General features: G+C 47.2%; 17 protein-coding genes. 9 read left to right on the top strand and 8 right to left on the bottom strand.

Features of this window, described 5'->3' with window-relative positions; genetic code table 11:
- Positions 1–411: 411 nt before the first annotated feature.
- Entirely contained in the window at positions 412–1,611 is a 1,200-nt protein-coding gene (locus BLQ32_RS09225; protein WP_074510120.1) for an ABC transporter permease, read from the bottom strand.
- Positions 1,595–2,344, bottom strand: coding sequence for an ABC transporter ATP-binding protein (locus BLQ32_RS09220; protein WP_036808003.1), 750 nt, complete (start codon positions 2,342–2,344; stop codon positions 1,595–1,597). The genes BLQ32_RS09225 and BLQ32_RS09220 overlap by 17 nt, the downstream gene beginning before the upstream one ends.
- A 105-nt stretch (positions 2,345–2,449) precedes the next feature.
- Here BLQ32_RS09220 and BLQ32_RS09215 point away from each other — a divergent pair, with 105 nt between their 5' ends.
- From BLQ32_RS09215 to BLQ32_RS09185, 8 genes are all read left to right on the top strand, one after another.
- Positions 2,450–2,881: an HIT family protein gene (locus tag BLQ32_RS09215; protein WP_074510119.1), complete on the top strand. Its 432-nt coding sequence runs from the start codon at positions 2,450–2,452 to the stop codon at positions 2,879–2,881.
- Positions 2,882–2,985: 104 nt separating this feature from the next.
- Positions 2,986–3,543 carry a tryptophan transporter gene (locus tag BLQ32_RS09210; RefSeq protein ID WP_036807996.1) on the top strand — a complete coding sequence of 186 codons (558 nt, stop codon included), beginning with the start codon at positions 2,986–2,988 and terminating at the stop codon, positions 3,541–3,543.
- A gap of 135 nt (positions 3,544–3,678) precedes the next feature.
- Complete coding sequence (locus BLQ32_RS09205) at positions 3,679–4,086, top strand: YtxH domain-containing protein (RefSeq protein WP_036807994.1); 408 nt, start codon at positions 3,679–3,681, stop codon at positions 4,084–4,086.
- On the top strand, positions 4,070–4,228 hold the full coding sequence (locus BLQ32_RS19835; protein ID WP_175557096.1) for a hypothetical protein: 159 nt from the start codon (positions 4,070–4,072) through the stop codon (positions 4,226–4,228). Before BLQ32_RS09205 ends, BLQ32_RS19835 begins: the two co-directional genes overlap by 17 nt.
- 84 nt (positions 4,229–4,312) lie before the next feature.
- Entirely contained in the window at positions 4,313–4,885 is a 573-nt protein-coding gene (locus BLQ32_RS09200; protein ID WP_074510118.1) for an HTH-type transcriptional regulator Hpr, read from the top strand.
- Between the two features lie 92 nt (positions 4,886–4,977).
- The gene (locus tag BLQ32_RS09195) at positions 4,978–5,523 is read left to right on the top strand and encodes a DUF3267 domain-containing protein (protein WP_074510117.1); all 546 of its coding nucleotides are present in this window, start codon (positions 4,978–4,980) and stop codon (positions 5,521–5,523) included.
- Positions 5,524–5,583: 60 nt separating this feature from the next.
- Positions 5,584–5,769 (top strand): hypothetical protein, encoded by a 186-nt coding sequence (locus tag BLQ32_RS09190; protein WP_036807986.1) that lies wholly within the window; start codon positions 5,584–5,586, stop codon positions 5,767–5,769.
- Positions 5,770–5,927: 158 nt separating this feature from the next.
- Positions 5,928–6,815 carry a peptidylprolyl isomerase gene (locus BLQ32_RS09185; RefSeq protein ID WP_074510116.1) on the top strand — a complete coding sequence of 296 codons (888 nt, stop codon included), beginning with the start codon at positions 5,928–5,930 and terminating at the stop codon, positions 6,813–6,815.
- 100 nt (positions 6,816–6,915) lie between these two features.
- On the opposite strand, the gene yhaM is transcribed toward BLQ32_RS09185, so the two are convergent.
- The 5 genes from yhaM to BLQ32_RS09160 form a co-directional block, all read right to left on the bottom strand.
- Positions 6,916–7,854 (bottom strand): 3'-5' exoribonuclease YhaM, encoded by a 939-nt coding sequence (gene yhaM, locus BLQ32_RS09180; RefSeq protein ID WP_036808014.1) that lies wholly within the window; start codon positions 7,852–7,854, stop codon positions 6,916–6,918.
- Entirely contained in the window at positions 7,854–10,691 is a 2,838-nt protein-coding gene (locus BLQ32_RS09175) for an ATP-binding protein (protein WP_074510115.1), read from the bottom strand. Before BLQ32_RS09175 ends, yhaM begins: the two co-directional genes overlap by 1 nt.
- Positions 10,692–10,695: 4 nt before the next feature.
- Positions 10,696–11,913 carry a metallophosphoesterase family protein gene (locus BLQ32_RS09170; RefSeq protein WP_074510114.1) on the bottom strand — a complete coding sequence of 406 codons (1,218 nt, stop codon included), beginning with the start codon at positions 11,911–11,913 and terminating at the stop codon, positions 10,696–10,698.
- A gap of 102 nt (positions 11,914–12,015) precedes the next feature.
- Positions 12,016–13,266: an ABC transporter permease gene (locus BLQ32_RS09165; RefSeq protein ID WP_074510113.1), complete on the bottom strand. Its 1,251-nt coding sequence runs from the start codon at positions 13,264–13,266 to the stop codon at positions 12,016–12,018.
- On the bottom strand, positions 13,259–14,158 hold the full coding sequence (locus tag BLQ32_RS09160; RefSeq protein ID WP_074510112.1) for an ABC transporter ATP-binding protein: 900 nt from the start codon (positions 14,156–14,158) through the stop codon (positions 13,259–13,261). Before BLQ32_RS09160 ends, BLQ32_RS09165 begins: the two co-directional genes overlap by 8 nt.
- Positions 14,159–14,283: 125 nt before the next feature.
- On the opposite strand from BLQ32_RS09160, the gene BLQ32_RS09155 reads away from it, so the two are divergent.
- The gene (locus tag BLQ32_RS09155; RefSeq protein WP_036807963.1) at positions 14,284–14,469 is read left to right on the top strand and encodes a YhzD family protein; all 186 of its coding nucleotides are present in this window, start codon (positions 14,284–14,286) and stop codon (positions 14,467–14,469) included.
- Positions 14,470–15,388: 919 nt separating this feature from the next.
- Here the strand turns inward: BLQ32_RS09155 and BLQ32_RS09150 are convergent.
- Positions 15,389–16,168, bottom strand: coding sequence for an enoyl-CoA hydratase (locus BLQ32_RS09150; protein WP_036807958.1), 780 nt, complete (start codon positions 16,166–16,168; stop codon positions 15,389–15,391).
- Between the last annotated feature and the right edge of the window lie 19 nt (positions 16,169–16,187).

Below are 16,187 nucleotides of genomic sequence, written 5' to 3'. Positions count from 1 at the left end.
GCCGCTGCGCGTCTTGCGGGGTCTCGGCTGTCTCGCTTTCCCGCAGGCAAGACATTAGCCGAAGCCTGCGAGGCTAAGTCTTTGCGACGAAGTGCGCAGCACTGCAGGAGCAGTAGGGTTTTCTCCGCTGGTTTGCTCCATATCGACAGTGAACTGTGAATAAACAGCATACTTACTCTTCAACTCTTTCTAATAAAAAGAAAACTTTATGAAAAGAGTGAGCCGAATGTAGCGGAAAGTGGCGACTCCAGCGGGAGCAGCACGAGCTGAAGACACTGGACGGAGCGTAGCGAAGGAAGCGGCTGAAGCCGTGCCCGCGGAAAGCGTCCACTTGGAGCGAAATAAATATAGGATTCTCTTGTTTCTCGACAGCCTAAAATCCCCGCCGATTCAAAATCGGCGGGGATTTCGTTAGTTCTTCTTCTTTCCAAAAGCCAGTGTAATAGCTGAAACAAGCAAAATCACGGCGAAGACAGCAAGCGCGGTAAGCGGCTCCCCTACTCCTATAAGGACGGCTGCGACCAAAATCGCCTGCAGCAGCTGCATAACCAAAATAAGCTTTCTGACTGCCCGCTCCCTGCTGAATTTTGTCAGCGGAAACAGGTTGTCCATCCGGAAATGCTGGGTCTGGTTCAGGCCTTGCCAAATCTGGATGGCGGAAGCAAAAGCGAGTGCGGCAGCGAAAATGATGACAGCCGCCGGAAACGGAATGAGCCAAGCGCCTGCCATGGCAATGACGGTCAGCCTCACCCACAAATAAAACAATTCATCGGACCGGATAAATGTGCGCCAAACCAGGTAGTAGTGGGCGTTTTCCGGCCCTCTCTTGATAAAACGGTAAACCCAATTCAACCAGGCCCGTTCTTTGATCTTCCCTTTGATATGCGGAACATCGGTAAAATAATTGGCGAACTGGTAGAAGCGCAGCATCCGGTTTTCTTCCAGGCCGACAAAATGCTCATAAGCAAACGGCTTTCCTGCCGCCTGCTGCTGCACCCATCTGCCGTAAACGATGATGGCAAACAACACCAGCACCGCAATTAACAGGTTGCTTGCGACATATAGGTAAACAAAAATGAAGACGAACGCGAAGCGGACAAGCCGGTCCAGCCAAGCACGGTGTCCCGAATAGGCTTTGCGGTACGCAAACTCGGTCTGGATATTCCACCATTTGAGCAGCAGCAGTAAAATCGGCAAACCGATCAACAAGGAAGACGGCAAGCCGTACAAGGCGTTGACCATCGGCAAGGAAACGATAAACGCAATGACCGGCAAGTACAATTGCGAAAAGAACGTCCATTTTAATGCCGGCTTTAAAAATTGGTCCAATTGGCTTTCAAGCGGCAGAAAGTAAACCATGTCCGCTTCTTTCAATAAGGTCGTCGGCGGGCTGTATGCCAGAAGCAGACCGAAGACAGCTGCTAAAATCCAGGCGCCCGGAAAATCAGGCGGCACATTCTGCACCCATTCGCTGTACGCATAGCCAGCTGCTCCAATGGCGAAAAGCAGGACAACTGCAATATGTCCGGTAAAGATGTACTTTAAATAATTTTGGACTTCAATGGTGTATTTTTGAAGCCGGTTCGACCACACTTCATGCAAGTTCTTCATTGACAGCATCCTCGGTCATCGCAATGTATAAATCGTCCAGTGATGCATCCGGCATATTGAACGCCTTCCGCAAATCCGCCATTGTTCCCATCGCACGGATCCGCCCGTTATGCAGCAGAATAATCCGGTCGCAGTACCGTTCCGCCGTCGACAGGATGTGCGTAGACATCAGGACCGAAGCCCCTTTTTTCTTTTGCTGCTCCATTTGATCCAGCAGCGATTTGATGCCGAGCGGATCGAGCCCGACAAAAGGTTCGTCGATGATGTAAAGCGCAGGATTCACAAGAAACGCGCTCATGATCATCACTTTTTGCCGCATTCCTTTTGAAAAATGGGACGGAAACCATCTCAGCCTTTTTTCCATGCGGAATTCTTTCAGCAATTCTGCCGACCGTTTTTCAAAGCTTGCTGAATCGAGGTTGTACGCCATGGCGGTCAGCTCCAGATGCTCGCGCAATGTCAGTTCCTCATATAATACCGGCGTCTCCGGAATGTATGTAAACGATGACCGGTAAGCATCCATGTCTTCCTCAAAGGTTTTGCCGTTCAAGCGGATTTCTCCGGACTGCGGCTGCATAAGGCCGATGATGTGCTTAATGGTGGTACTTTTCCCCGCACCGTTCAAGCCGATCAACCCGACCAGTTCTCCTTTGTTGATTGAAAATGTTACGTCTTGCAGCACGGGCTTTCTTGTATACCCGCCCGTTAATGACTGGACTTCCAAAATAGCCAATCTAAACACCTCTTTCTTTCAAACTATTGTATCAAAATCAGCTGACGATTTCTTTTCCGAAATCGAATTTATGATAAACTGGAAAAAATGGAAAGGATGATGACAATGACCGATTGTATTTTCTGCAAAATTATCAACGGCGATATCCCCAGTGTAAAAGTGTATGAAGACGAGCATGTTTATGCCTTCATGGATATCATGCCGCTATCTAAAGGCCATACTTTGCTCATCCCCAAAACGCATCGCGAGTATGTATACGATTTAGCCCCGGAAGAAGCTGCCAACCTGTTTTCAGTGGCACCGAAGATTGCCAGCGCCATTAAAGAGACATTCCAACCGGAAGGCATGAACCTGTTGAACAACAACGGAGCCAAAGCCGGGCAAAGCGTTTACCACTTCCATTTGCATTTTATCCCCCGCTACGGCGCAACCGACGGCTTTGGCGCAAAATGGATGACCAAAGAAAAAGAATACACGGCTGAACGCATCCAGGAACTGGCAGAGCAAGTCAAACAGAAATTAAATCCGGATACTTGATAAAAAGCACCGGACACGATAGAATCAGTATAAGTTTTTTCGCCGGCGGCCAAGAGGGCACGTCCGGGAAAAGCAAATAGCCAAGAGCTGAGGAGAGATGAGAAATGAATACGAAAAATTTAGTTTTAATGGCGCTGCTGGTCAGTGTCGGAGCTGCACTTTATGTGGTGATTCCAGGATTTAGCGGCGGAATGAAGCCGGACTTTATGCTGACAATGATGTTTATCGGGATTCTTTTGTTCCCGAATGTGAAATCGGTGTTCTTGCTGGCCGTGACAACCGGAGTCATTTCCGGGTTGTTTTCCACTTTCCCAGGAGGATTTTTCCCAAATATCATCGATAAATTCATCACAGCGTTTGTCTTTTTCGCTTTTGTTTTGATCTTGAAAAAAGTGGTCGTTAAACTTCCAGTGGCCATCGCCCTTTGCGCAGCCGGTACAGTCCTTTCAGGAACCATTTTCCTGTCAGCAGCCATTTTCGTAATCGGTGCAGAAATTCCTTTCGGCCTTCTTTTCACAACGGTCGTACTGCCAGCCATCGTGCTGAACGGCGTTGCTTTTGCGCTCATCTACCCGATTGTCATCCAGTTGGTTAGACGCTCAAAGTTTGAAACAGCCGTTACACCTTCTGCTGGAAGAAGCGGGAGTATTACTGCCCGTTAAAGTGAGATAAAAAAGAGCTTTTCAGTGAGAAAATCACTGAAAAGCTTTTTTTAATTGAATAGTCGTTCATCTTTATGTTTTAATTAAGTGAAATAAAGGAAAAGAACGGTATAGGACGAAAGGGGCGTTTGGCCAATGAAAGCATCAACTTTTTTTATAGGACTTGCTACAGGGCTTGCGGCAGGAGCTGCAGCTACACTATTTTCCACTCCCCAATCCGGGAAAGAGCTTAGAAGCTCAGTGAAAACTGCGTCTACGGATTGGAAAGAGAAATTATCGGATGTAAAAGAAAAAGTGAACGGTTTAAAAGAGTCAGTCGCTAAATTATCAGATGAAGCTAAAACCGTCGTTCCGGAAGCAACTGACGGCTTGAAAGATTCACTTCAGGAATGGCAGGAAAGCACGGCTCCGGCAAAAGAGCATTTGCAGCTTGAAATATTAGCGATTCAGAACGCAATCGAAGCGCTGCAAAACTCCATCACCAAAGACAAAAAAGACAAAAAAGACAAAAAAGATGATAAAGACGATGAAAATAACGATTAAGCTGCCTTGTGCAGCTTTTTTATTTTTCTTTTTTACTTTCATCATGGGTTTTCGCTTCTGGCATATCGAAGAGCAATGGCTGACCACACCAAAAGTAACGCCCAATCCCCTGTCCCTCTTTTCGCCCGAAACATATATTTAAATTTTTTTATTATTCACACTTCATTATATTTTGCTTTACTGCTATAATAAAGAAAAAATATTTTGGGGGAAAGTGGGTGCTTTAATGAGTGAACAAGATTATACCTTTAAAGAAGCCATGTTATTTAGCCAGCGGATTGGGCAGCTGTCAAAAGCATTGTGGAAAGCAGTCGAAAAAGACTGGCAGTTATGGATAAAACCTTATGATTTAAATATTAATGAACACCATATTTTATGGATTTCCTATCATTTAAAAGGCGCTTCCATTTCCGATGTCGCAAAATTTGGAGTCATGCATGTTTCCACTGCCTTCAACTTTTCAAAGAAATTGGAAGAGCGCGAGCTGCTGGCATTTTCCAAACGGGACACAGACAAACGCAATACATATGTGGAACTGACCCCAAAAGGAGAAGCCTTAATGCAGGAAATGATTGAGAAGTATCATGACACCCCTCACGCAGTCATTGACGGTTCAATGCCATTGAAAGAACTGTACGGTAAATTCCCCGAATTTCTGGATATCATGGCGGTAATCCGGAATATCTACGGTGATGACTTTATGGAAATTTTCGAAGCTTCCTTTAAGAACATCGAAGCAAAATTCAGTGAAGAAAATCAGATCATTGTGGCGTCTGAAAAAAATGAAAACGTTCTATAAAATTTAAAGCGAATCTTTATTGCATTTCCCAGCTATTCGTTGTATTGTATGTATCGAATCAAAAGAGAAATTCACTTTTAGGAGATGCAAAGATGCACTGCTGGAAAACCATTAATGTAAAAAAACAATACGGACTCGATCGTTTATATATCATGTCTGCACTTATTGCCTTGGGTGTCTTTATGAGCTTTTATATCGTATTGAACATTCTTTATTCCGATCCTTTGTCCGATCAAAACTTCCTATTATTCATCTGTGCTATTCTTGCCGTTTATCCGTTGCATAAATTGTGCCACTTCCTGCCGCTCGTCGGTTGCCGGAAATGCCTGAAACTGATTGTTAAAAAACAGCTGAAAGTTTTGCCGAAGATTTCGCTGCACATCAGCGAACCGGTGAGCAAGATTCGATTTATCCTGACACTAGCAGCACCGTTTGTATTGATCAACACCACAATTGTAGGGTTAAGCTTGCTCATGCCTGTTTACAGCCATTATTTTGCCATGCTGCTGGCTTACCACAGCGGTTTATGTTTGACGGATTTGATTTATATGCGAAACTTGGCACATTCGCCTAAAGACGCACTTATTGAAGAAACGGACACCGGCTTTGAAATTCTCGTACCCGAAGTGGTAGCCTAATCCTGCTTTTTCTTCCCGTCTTTGGTATACTAGAACCTAACATTAGAGGGGAGGAAATTCATGATTATCGCATTTGTAGTGATGTTCTCTGTACTTTACTTATTCCAGATCAACCGCATGACATTGGCGCTTGTAACTTCCCGGGAAATTCCTGAAGAAAACCATCAGAAGATTTTCCGTACAATCAATATATTGATCACGATTTTACTGGTATCCTTGTACGTAGGCGTAGAATTTACTCCGTGAGTTCACTTGCCCCTGGCAACTGAACTTTTTTTTATCCAAATTTAAAAACTTTGGATGTGGCGGAGAGAAATTTTCCTCTTTAAGGAAACTTTTTGATTTTTTAAACGTTTATGGTATAGTAACTACTGCATCTAGATAGAATGTTGGGAGCGAAAAAAATGAAAAAATCAATATTAACCCTTTCTTTAGCCGTATCTGTGTTGGCATTGGCTGCATGCAGCGACAGCGGTTCTGGCGATGAAGTCATCGTTGAATCAAAAGTTGGGGATATTACACAGCAAGACCTTTATGAAGAAATGAAAACTTCTGTTGGCGATCAGGCACTTCAAATCTTGATGATTGAAAAAGTGCTTGCTGATAAATACGAAGTGACCGACAAAGAAATTGACGCGGAGTATAAAAAATCCGAAGAAGAAATGGGCGAAAGCTTTGAGCAGTTCCTGGCCCAGAACAACCAAACCGAAGAAAGCTACAAAAAAGTCATCCGTTTGAACCTGTTGCAGGAAAAAGCATTGACTGACGGCGTTGAAGTATCTGATGAGGAAATCCAGGCACAGTATGACCGTAAGGGTACTGAACTGAACGCACGCCATATTCTTGTAGCCGATGAAGAAACAGCGAACAAAGTGAAGAAAGAATTGGATGCTGGCGGCGATTTCGCAAAACTGGCTGAAGAATACTCTTCTGACACCGGTTCTGCTGCAAACGGCGGAAGCCTTGACTGGTTCGGCACTGGCGCTATGGTGCCTGAATTCGAAGAAGCAGCTTATGCTTTAGAAGTTGACGAAATCAGCGAACCGGTTCAATCCCAGCACGGATTCCACATCATCCAAGTGACGGAAAAACGCGAAGTGAAAGATCAGCCTGCTCTTGAAGACCAAAAAGAAGAAATTCGTTCTGAATTGGCCGCTTCCAAAGCAGACCAAACTACTTTGGTTCCTAAAATCGCTGACATGATGAAAGAAGCTAATGTTGAGATCAAAGATGAAGACTTAAAAGGCGCACTTGATGAAATCATGAACGCCGAAGCTACACCAGCTCAATAACCTGTAAGAAAGCCTCTTGCCAACTGGCTGGAGGCTTTCTTTTTGTTTAGTCTAAAACCTGACCATAGAAAAACTCCCGTTCGAAGGAACGGGAGTTTTTCTATTTGATCGTCGGTTTATAGAACGACCGGTTGTCCAGCGGAAACAGGCGCTCTGAGAATTCACCCGGTTTGGTTTTATCCAATGCACGGTCAAGCATCATCATTTTCGCGTCGATATTATCGATATAATGCAGCATTTCCGCTTCTTTGATCATCGGCTTTTTCGGACTGCCCCACTCTTCTTTTCCATGATGCGACAATACCATATGCTGAAGCAGCAGCACTTCTTCGCCTTCGATTTCAAGTTCATCGGCGGTTTTCGAAATTTCGTTGACCATGATGGAAATATGGCCAAGCAAATTGCCTTCAAGCGTATAAGTCGTCGCAATCGGACCCGACAATTCAAACACTTTCCCAACATCGTGCAGAATGATGCCGGCATACAACAAGTCCTTGTTCAGGCTCGGATAGATTTCGCAGATTGCTTTTCCAAGTCTCAGCATGGACACGACGTGGTCAGCAAGTCCCGATACATAGTCGTGATGGTTCCGGGTCGCAGCTGGGAACGTCAGAATTTGCTGTTGGTATTTCTTCAAGATATGGCGGGTGATCCGCTGAATCGCCGGATTTTCCATTTGGAACAAATACTGCAGGATTTCTTCCGACAATTGCTCCGTCGTTTTTTCCGATGACGGCATCAGATCGGAAATGGACTGGTGCTCTTCCGGTTTTGCCGGACGAATGCTCTTGATGCGCAATTGATTTTTTCCCCGGTAGTTATGGATTTCTCCGCCTACTCTTACAATCGTTTCAGCGGCAAATAGTTTTTCATGTTCATCTTTCGTATCCCATAATTTCGCTTCGATATCTCCGCTCTTGTCCTGCAGGACGAGCGATATAAAAGGGTTTCCGGTGGTGGTAACACCCTTTACTGATTGCTTGATCAGCAAAAATTCATCAACCGTTTCCCCTACAGCACGCTGTGTAATCCCTTTTATCATAGTTGGACACTCCTTTCGATTGTGGCAATATCTATTAGAGAAGCATTAGGCCAAGCCTGCTGCATCGCTTCGTGGCAAGTGAAATAAATAAATTGGTGGTTCTGTTGCAGCTCTGTAATTAAGTTTATCATTTGCTGCAGCCGGCTGCGATCAAAATGAACAAAGGGATCGTCCATGATAAACGGGAATGGATGGCTCTCCTGCATCGAAACTGCCAAAGACAGCCGAAGCGAGATATACGCCTGCTCTTTTGTGGCTTGGCTGAGTTCTGCAATATGGAACCGCATGCCGTCCTTTCTGACGGCTTCAAAAAAACCTTGGGGATTCATTTCCAATCCCGGGTATGCGCCCGACGTGAGCGACTCGAAGAAGTTTTGCGCCGCCGCGATAACCGCCGGCAATTTCTTTTCCTTCAATTCTTCCATCGTCTGTCGGATGGCTTCGGTGATCGCTTTGTCAATCGACCAGCGCTTCGCCAGTTCTGCAAGTTCCACTTTCTTTTCTTCGAATTGCTGCAGCTTGTCTTCATAGGTTTCGTCTTCCAGCAGCGCTTTTGTCATTTGGCGTTTTTCCGCCTGTTCTGCCAGCAGCAGATTTCGTTCTTCTTTTAACTGGTTCAACGCAGATTCGCTTTCTGCCAGCCAATCATTTGCTTGTGTTTTGTCCATATCGGCAGACAGCGGAATGCTGCCAATCGCTTTTAATTGTTCTTCAATTGGCGCAAGGTCCCGCATCAGAACTTCTTTTCTTTCCCATTCGTCGCAAGAGCGGTAAAACGCTTCAATCGAAGCTGTACCTGCTTCTTCCAGCAAAGCTTGCTGTTCTTTTTGGATTTGTCCGTAAAGTGCTGTCAGCTGCTCGTGCTCTTTTTGCAGCTCGGCTGCTTTTTCCTGCCGCTTTGCTTGTTCATCAAGCCACTGTTTGCGCACATTCCACTCCGTACGCAAATTCGCATACATTTCTTCTGTCCCCAAGGGGCTGCCATAAACTTCTGATGCCTGGCTGATCCAATTTTGCTGCTGTTGGGCAAGCACATCCATCTCTTCCGTTACTCGCAGCTCCCTGCCATGCAGCGCATGGACTTCCCTCAGATTTCCGAACAGCTTCAAAACGGTGCTGCGGCTCGTTTCGGCACGGAAGCCCAATTGCTCCAGAAAACCCTCATAGGCTTCTTTCGCCGGCTGGCTGGTTGGAGCGCCGGACAAACCGGCCAGACGATTTTTCGCAGTGTCTACCGCTTCGAATAAAGCGTCCAGTTTCCGGTCAAAAATATCCAGTTTTTGTACAAGCGCGCCATATTCTGCTTCTTTGCCGCTGTAACGCTCCAAAACTTTTGCGTACTCATTAGACAGTCCAGCCGGCTTTTGGCGCTTCCACCATAGCCAGGCGCCTCCTGCTGCAGCCATTAGACCAATTCCGGCCACCAAATAATTTGGCTGGATGACTCCTATCGCCAGCCCAAGAATTCCAAGGCCAATCAGCAGGTAATAGAGGGCAGGAGAATTGCCGGCTGCCTGCATCTGCTTCGCCGCTTTCGCTTCGGCTAATTTAGGTGCAGCTGCCTGCCACTCTTCTGCCGTTTTCCGTTCTGCTTCCGGAGGTTCTGAAGCCAGGAAGTACCGCAGTTCTTTTTCCGCTTCCGCTAGTTTCTCTTTCTCTTCCGCTAATTTTCTCCCTTGGTACTGCATTTCCTCTTCTTCCAGATCCACTCGCCGGACATGTGCCAACAGCAGTTCTTCCTGCCCCAATGAAACGTCTGCCTGAAGCGCTTCGGCTTCACTCATGCCTACCAGTGCCAGGATCCGGTTTTTCTCATCTCCGAGTTTGATCCGTTCTTCTTTTTTCTGGCGCAAAAGCGACCGCAATTGTAGCCATTCGGATTCTTTTGCCAGCAGTTGCTCAAGGGGTTCAATCTGAATTCTTTCAGAGCCAGCGCTTGTGAGTGTCTCCAGTTTTTTGCCGGCATACTCCTTTTTGGCTTCCGCTTCGGAAAGGCGGTCTGACAACCGGTCCATCCGCCGCTTTCCGTCTGAAGGAAATGCAGAAACCTTCAGCCCCTCCAGCTCTTGTTCCAGCTGTGCTTTCTTTTCGGCGAGTGGAGCAGCCTGCAGCCATTTTTCAACTGATTTTAATCGGAGGGCGTGACCTTTTTCTTCCGCTTCAATGGCTTCCAGCCGTCCCGCTATTTCCTGGAGCCGGTTAACCGCAGGTTCATAAAGTTCCGTACGGGTTCTGAGTTCTTTCAATTCGCTTTCCCTTTGCCGCAGCTCTTCGATGAGTTGATTGACTTTCGGATTGCGGCCGGCCTTTTTGAATACTTCAGCCATTTCCTTTTCCAAACGGCTTTCCAGTTTCGTAACAGCGTCGACGCCTGTAGTCCCAGAAGCGAGCAGTGTCCGGCTCAGCTCTTCTTCTGTCATTTGTTCAAGCCCCTGCAATTCATGAATGGAAAAAGAAAAGATCGATTCAAAAGAGGCACGGTCATAATCCCGTAAAATCATTTTCAGTTCCGCATCGGATCCGCGTCTGCCATCTTCGAAATACACCGTGACATCCCCTGCGGATTTTCCTTTTATCCGCTCAATGATGACGCGCCCGTATTCGTCATCGCTTATGTGCAGCTGACCGCCGTATTTGCCGCCTGCTTTTGGTTCGTAGCGCAGCAGGTTCTGGTTGCGCGACGGATAGCCGAACAGCGTCTGAATGATAAACTGCTGGATGGTTGTTTTGCCCGCTTCATTCGCTCCATAAAAAATGGACAATTCCGGATCTACGTCGATGGTCCGGTCCTGGTGTTTGCCGAATCCGTAAATGACTAGTTTTTCAATTCTCATCCGTTCATTCCTCCAAATGCATGCCGCGGCGAATTTTCTCTGCTGCAGCCGTCTGGATTTCCATCGCTTTTGAAGGGTCCAATGCTTCTAAAAAGCGGCTGCCCTTCGGATGCCGATACAAATCTTTCAATACTTCTTTCCAGTCCGAAAGCTGCCAACCGGCCATTCTGTCCATAATTTCTTCCCCAAGCGGCGAAAGTTCAGCAGGAGTTTGGATGCCGTCCACTGCAATCGACTGGACCCAGACCAAATCGTCCAGCGTGCTAAACGATTCACGGATGGTTTCCATCAATTCTTCTTCTGTGATGCCTTTTACCATATCCTGTGCTTCTTCATTCAGATTCGCCAATTTCACTTCAACAATGCCGGCCCCATATTGCTCTGTAAATTCCTGGGCTTCGGCCAAACAGGCATCCAGCAATTCATTCATATGCACGATGTCGCTGCAATCCACCATTACTTCGTCAAACTGAAGCACCGAAGCCGGAATAAAGCTTAGATTTGATGCACCGCCTGAAAGGCGGACATCGTAAAACCCTTTGGGGCCGCTTTCGTTTTTGTGGCGCCCCTGCAGATTTCCAGGATAAATTACCGGCGGGTCCGTATGCAGCAGCTGGCGCAAGTGGATATGCCCAAGCGCCCAGTAATCATAATTCTTGCTGAGCAGCTGCTGCTTCGTAAACGGCGCGTAAACAGCATGGGCGGTATCCCCTTCCAGGCTGCCGTGAAGCATGCCGATGTAAACGGCGTCTTTCTCTTCAGCTATTGGATATTGGTGGATCACCGGCTCTTTTACGTGGCGCTGTGCGTAACTGAATCCCGTAATGACTACATCGCCATTTGCCGTTGAAAGGCGGATTTGAGATATGGCCTCATCAAATGCATAAACATTCTCCGGCAACTCGAAACGCGTCCATTTGCCGCTCAAATGATCATGGTTGCCGTAGCTTAAAACAACCGGAATGCCCGCTTCAGAAAGCTTTAGCATGCCTTGCTGGAAACGGTGCTGCGCCCGGATGCTGCGGTCTTCTCCGTCGTAAATGTCACCGGCAATCAGCACAAAATCCGGCTGTTCCTTCACTGCGTAGTCAATCAGCCGGCCAAAGGCGTCCAATGTGCTGTCTTTCAGCTTTTTCCACTGGTCCGGCTGCAAGCCGCGCATGCCAGTGAACGGGCTCCCTAAATGCAAATCTGCCGTGTGAATAAATCGAATTTCCCCCATAGCCAAACTCCTTCGAGAACCGAATATTTGTTCTTATTTTAACATGTTAACGAACGAAAAAAAACTGTTTGCAGAAATCTTTCTGCAAACAGCAATCCCTCTTTATTTATTTTCCCCTAAGCGAATCGCTTTGCGGATATCTTTCAGCGACTGGGACGAACCATACATGAGAACGCCGCCCCGGTATACCCGCGCACCAAACCAGCCCAGAATGCCGATGGTCGCCAGCATGATGGCAATCGACAGCAATGGTTCCCAAAGCGGAATATCCAGCATGCCGACGCGCAGGAACATGACCAGCGGTGCAAAGAACGGAATAAACGAAGAAACCGTGACAAACCCCGCTTCCGGTACGCCGATGCCGGAAAATGCGATGAACGAGGCGATGATGATCAAAAACATCATCGGCAGCATCAATTGCTGCACATCTTCCGTCCGGCTGACAAGCGATCCGAGAAGCGCAGCCAGCACCGCATAAAGGAAATAGCCAAGCAGGAAAAACAGCACGGCGAATAAAAATGTGCTGATCTTCACATCTGAGAAGCCGAAAACGCTGAATGCGCCTTCCGATAAATCCGTTCCGGCTGTTTTGATGGCGACGTAGCCCGAAAGCCCGAACACCAGCATCTGCAAAATTCCGAGCGTTCCGATTCCGGCAATTTTCGCAAACATATGCTTGACCGGCGATACGCTTGAAATCAGGATTTCCATCACCCGCGACGATTTTTCGTTGGCGACTTCCATCGCGATCATGTTCGGATAATAAATGACTGCAATATAAATCAACATGATCAGGATATAAACGAGCCCTCTTGCCTGGCTCAATTCTTCCTGTGATTTAGACGACTCGGAAACGGCTTCCCGCTCAAACGCGGCCGGCAGGAACAATTGGCTGACTTCGGCCGCATCGAGGCCCATGGTCTCAGCCGTCAATGCCGTTTGCAGTGACTGGACCGCTTGCTCGATGTCGGCACCACTGTTCATTTCATTGGCGGACTCCGAAACATAACGGGCAGACAGCTGCTCATTTTGCTCCAGTACCAGATAAGCTTCAATGCTGCCGTCGGTTATGCCTTCTTTTAATTCCTCTTCCGTCAAATCGGTTGGCATGGCCTGTATGTCACTGCCTGCTGCTTTTAGTTGCTGCTGCAGTGCTTCGGTAAGGTCACCGCTTTCGTCCATAACGTGAAGGACATTCTCTTCTTCTTCAGAACCTTGAAAAGCCTCGATGATATTCGGCAAATTGGCCATCAGGAAAAAGGCTGCCGCGACAATGACTGTCGTAATGATGAACGATTTGGTTTTCGCTTTTGTCATAAAAGCTTGTTTGAAAATAATCCAGAAACTATGCATAAGCTTTTCCCACCTTCGCTATGAATATTTCCTCCAAAGAAGGTTCTTCAATTGCAAAGTGGCGGAGAGCGCCAAGCTTCATCGATTCCTCCAGCAAGCGTTGGGCCACCGTTTCGTCTGTAATTTGGAACAAAGCCCCGTCATGCGTTTTGGTGAAGTTCTCTACGCCCGCTATATTATGTAAAATCGAGAGGTCCTGATCCATTTTAATCCGGACATTCTGTTTGCCGAATGAACGCTTTACTTGGCGGATCGATCCGCCGACGACAATTTTTCCGCGGTCCAAAATGCTCATGTTGTCACACAGTTCCTCCACATGATCCAGACGGTGGCTCGAAAACACAATCGTTGCCCCTTCTTTCTGGAAATCCAGTATCGCACTTTTCAGCATCTCCACATTCACCGGATCCAACCCTGAAAAAGGCTCATCCAGTATGAGCAAAGAAGGCTGATGCAACAACGAAGCAATCAGCTGGATTTTTTGCTGGTTCCCTTTCGACAATTCCTCCACTTTCTTGGAAGCATAATGCGGCACTTCAAAGCGCTCCAGCCATTTTCGGACTTCCTTTTTCGCATCCGCTTTTGGCATGCTGCGCAATTGAGCCAAATAAATTAACTGCTCCTCCACCTGCATCTTCGGATAAAGCCCCCGCTCTTCGGGCAAATAGCCGATTTCCGGACTTTCCGCATATGTAATCGGTTTTCCATTCCAGCGGATGATTCCCGCAGTCGGGTTCAATAACCCCAGAATCATCCGAAAAGTCGTCGTTTTGCCGGCGCCATTGGCTCCTAAAAACCCGTGCATCTGGCCTTGCTCCACTGTCAGAGACACATCATCGACTGCAGTGAAATCGCCGAATTTCTTTGTGGCATGTTCTACTATCAAACTCATTGTCCTTCCTCCTTTCCATACTTTACTATACGAAGCAACTGTCGAAATGTTTCAAAATCGGAGGACTTTTTCAGCAAAACCGGCTATACTTAAAATGAATAACCATTCAGAAGGAGCTGTTCCTCATGAGAACGTATAAACTGACTGCATACGAACAAACTGGCAAACTGATCACAGAAGAAACTTTCACAGCTGAAAACGACGAACAGGCAAAAGAAAAAGGCCGTGCCCTCCTGGAAGAAAAAGAACTCGTCAACCAGACACACAGACTCGCTTCCCCGGCCGGCAAACTGTTATTGTTCCATTCTTAACACACAAAAAAGCATGGCAAACGCCATGCTTTCAAACTGTAGACAAAGTATAAATGAAATGAATAGAAAGGCATAAAACCAACCGGTTCGGCCACTTCGCTTTCCATGGGCTCAGCTTCAGCCTCCTCGCCGCTTTGAAAACCCGCTGCTCCTGTTTCTGCATCGCTTCGCTAGCTTCGAAACATGAAAGAGCGTTGCATCGCTGCGCTAGCTTCGTCGCAAAGACATGGCCTCACTGATTTCGGCCAATGTCTTGCCTGCGGGGTCTTCAGCTTTCGCTGTCCCACAGGAGTCTCCGTGGCCGAACCAGTTGGGCGTCTCTCTTCGATCCGATAGTGAATGGTCATCCGAGTGAATCTTAAACAGACAGCTCAAGAGGAAAAGCGACGCCTTTTGATAATCTTCATGTTCAGGATCCGGAGTGGAAGCCGGCGGAAAACCCCTGCTCCTGTTTCTGCATCGCTTCGCTAGCTTCGAAACATGGAAGAGCGTTGCATCGCTGCGCTAGAGAATTTTTTTATAGAAGAAATCAATAGTTATCTATCTTTTTAATAGCTGCACACTTAGATATGGCGCAAAACAGCGAAGAAAACCCTACTGCTCCTGTAGCGCTATGCGCTTCGTCGCAAAGACCTAGCCTCGCAGGCTTCGGCTAATGTCTTGCCTGCGGGAAAGCGAGACGGTCGAGACCCCGCAAGGAGCGTCGCGACTGAGGAGGCTTGAACGCGAGCCCGCGGCTAAAAACATATGCTCCTGCGCAAGCTCGTCGCAAAGCTATTGCTCTCGCAAGCTTCGACCAATAACTTCGCAGCTGGTTTGCGGAATATCGGCAAATATAGATCATTAGTTCAACTTATATAGCATTCATAAATATTCTTTTATCTACAAGCAAAAAGCATGGCAAACGCCATGCTTTTTCTTATTTCCCGTGGAATTCCGGTTTGCGTTTTTCAACAAAAGCCTGGATGCCTTCCAGGTGGTCCGCGCTTTTGCGCATCGCCGATTGGGCAGCCGCTTCCATTTCGAGCACTTGCTCCAATTCGCTGACTTTCAATTGATGCAAAATGTGTTTGGACGCGAGACGCGCTTTCACCGGAGACTGGAGTGCTTGTTCTGCATACGTTTCCGCGTGTTCCAGCGCCAAGCCTTCAGCTGTCACTTCATCGATCAAGCCCTTGGCAAGCGAATCATGCGCTTTCAGGATTTGGCCGGACCAGATCAATTGCTTCGCTTTCGGCACGCCAACGCGCTCTTTCATGAAGAAATGGCCGCCGCCATCTGGTACAAGGCCAATGCCGATAAAGTTCATCGCCAGTTTGCTGTTTTCTTCTGCAATGATGTGGTCGCAAGCCAATGCCATACTGAAGCCAAGCCCGGCTGATGCCCCGTGTATGGCAGCCACAGTAATTTGCGGCAATGTGTAAAGCGATTTCGCAAGACGTGAGATATCTTTCATAACCAAGTCGATGTCCATCGGGTTTTCCGGGTCCATCATTTCTTTGATGTCTCCTCCCGCTGAGAAAGCTCTGCCTTCTCCGTGGATGATCAATACTTGCAGCGTACTGTCAGCAAGCAGCGACTCAAAACAGTCGGCCAGTTCTTTCATCATTTTTCCGCTCATGGCGTTCATCGCTTGCGGCCGGTTCAGTTTTAAATAGCCGATTCGTCCTTGCTTCGTCAATTCGATTGTTTCATACATACAAAAAGACACCCTTTCG

This window comes from Planococcus glaciei, assembly GCF_900099655.1.
GTDB lineage: Bacteria > Bacillota > Bacilli > Bacillales_A > Planococcaceae > Planococcus > Planococcus glaciei.
This window is presented reverse-complemented; position numbering and strand designations above follow the sequence as displayed.

Bases quoted from the DNA above. Each gene is read 5' to 3' on its own strand.
- BLQ32_RS09215 (WP_074510119.1), top strand. From the start codon at position 2,450: ATGACCGATTGTATTTTCTGCAAAATTATCAACGGCGATATCCCCAGT.
- BLQ32_RS09160 (WP_074510112.1), bottom strand. From the start codon at position 14,158: ATGAGTTTGATAGTAGAACATGCCACAAAGAAATTCGGCGATTTCACT.
- BLQ32_RS09150 (WP_036807958.1), bottom strand. From the start codon at position 16,168: ATGTATGAAACAATCGAATTGACGAAGCAAGGACGAATCGGCTATTTA.
- BLQ32_RS09200 (WP_074510118.1), top strand. From the start codon at position 4,313: ATGAGTGAACAAGATTATACCTTTAAAGAAGCCATGTTATTTAGCCAG.
- BLQ32_RS09175 (WP_074510115.1), bottom strand. From the start codon at position 10,691: ATGAGAATTGAAAAACTAGTCATTTACGGATTCGGCAAACACCAGGAC.
- BLQ32_RS09225 (WP_074510120.1), bottom strand. From the start codon at position 1,611: ATGAAGAACTTGCATGAAGTGTGGTCGAACCGGCTTCAAAAATACACC.
- BLQ32_RS09155 (WP_036807963.1), top strand. From the start codon at position 14,284: ATGAGAACGTATAAACTGACTGCATACGAACAAACTGGCAAACTGATC.
- BLQ32_RS09170 (WP_074510114.1), bottom strand. From the start codon at position 11,913: ATGGGGGAAATTCGATTTATTCACACGGCAGATTTGCATTTAGGGAGC.
- BLQ32_RS09165 (WP_074510113.1), bottom strand. From the start codon at position 13,266: ATGCATAGTTTCTGGATTATTTTCAAACAAGCTTTTATGACAAAAGCG.
- BLQ32_RS19835 (WP_175557096.1), top strand. From the start codon at position 4,070: ATGAAAATAACGATTAAGCTGCCTTGTGCAGCTTTTTTATTTTTCTTT.
- BLQ32_RS09210 (WP_036807996.1), top strand. From the start codon at position 2,986: ATGAATACGAAAAATTTAGTTTTAATGGCGCTGCTGGTCAGTGTCGGA.
- BLQ32_RS09185 (WP_074510116.1), top strand. From the start codon at position 5,928: ATGAAAAAATCAATATTAACCCTTTCTTTAGCCGTATCTGTGTTGGCA.
- BLQ32_RS09190 (WP_036807986.1), top strand. From the start codon at position 5,584: ATGATTATCGCATTTGTAGTGATGTTCTCTGTACTTTACTTATTCCAG.
- BLQ32_RS09195 (WP_074510117.1), top strand. From the start codon at position 4,978: ATGCACTGCTGGAAAACCATTAATGTAAAAAAACAATACGGACTCGAT.
- BLQ32_RS09205 (WP_036807994.1), top strand. From the start codon at position 3,679: ATGAAAGCATCAACTTTTTTTATAGGACTTGCTACAGGGCTTGCGGCA.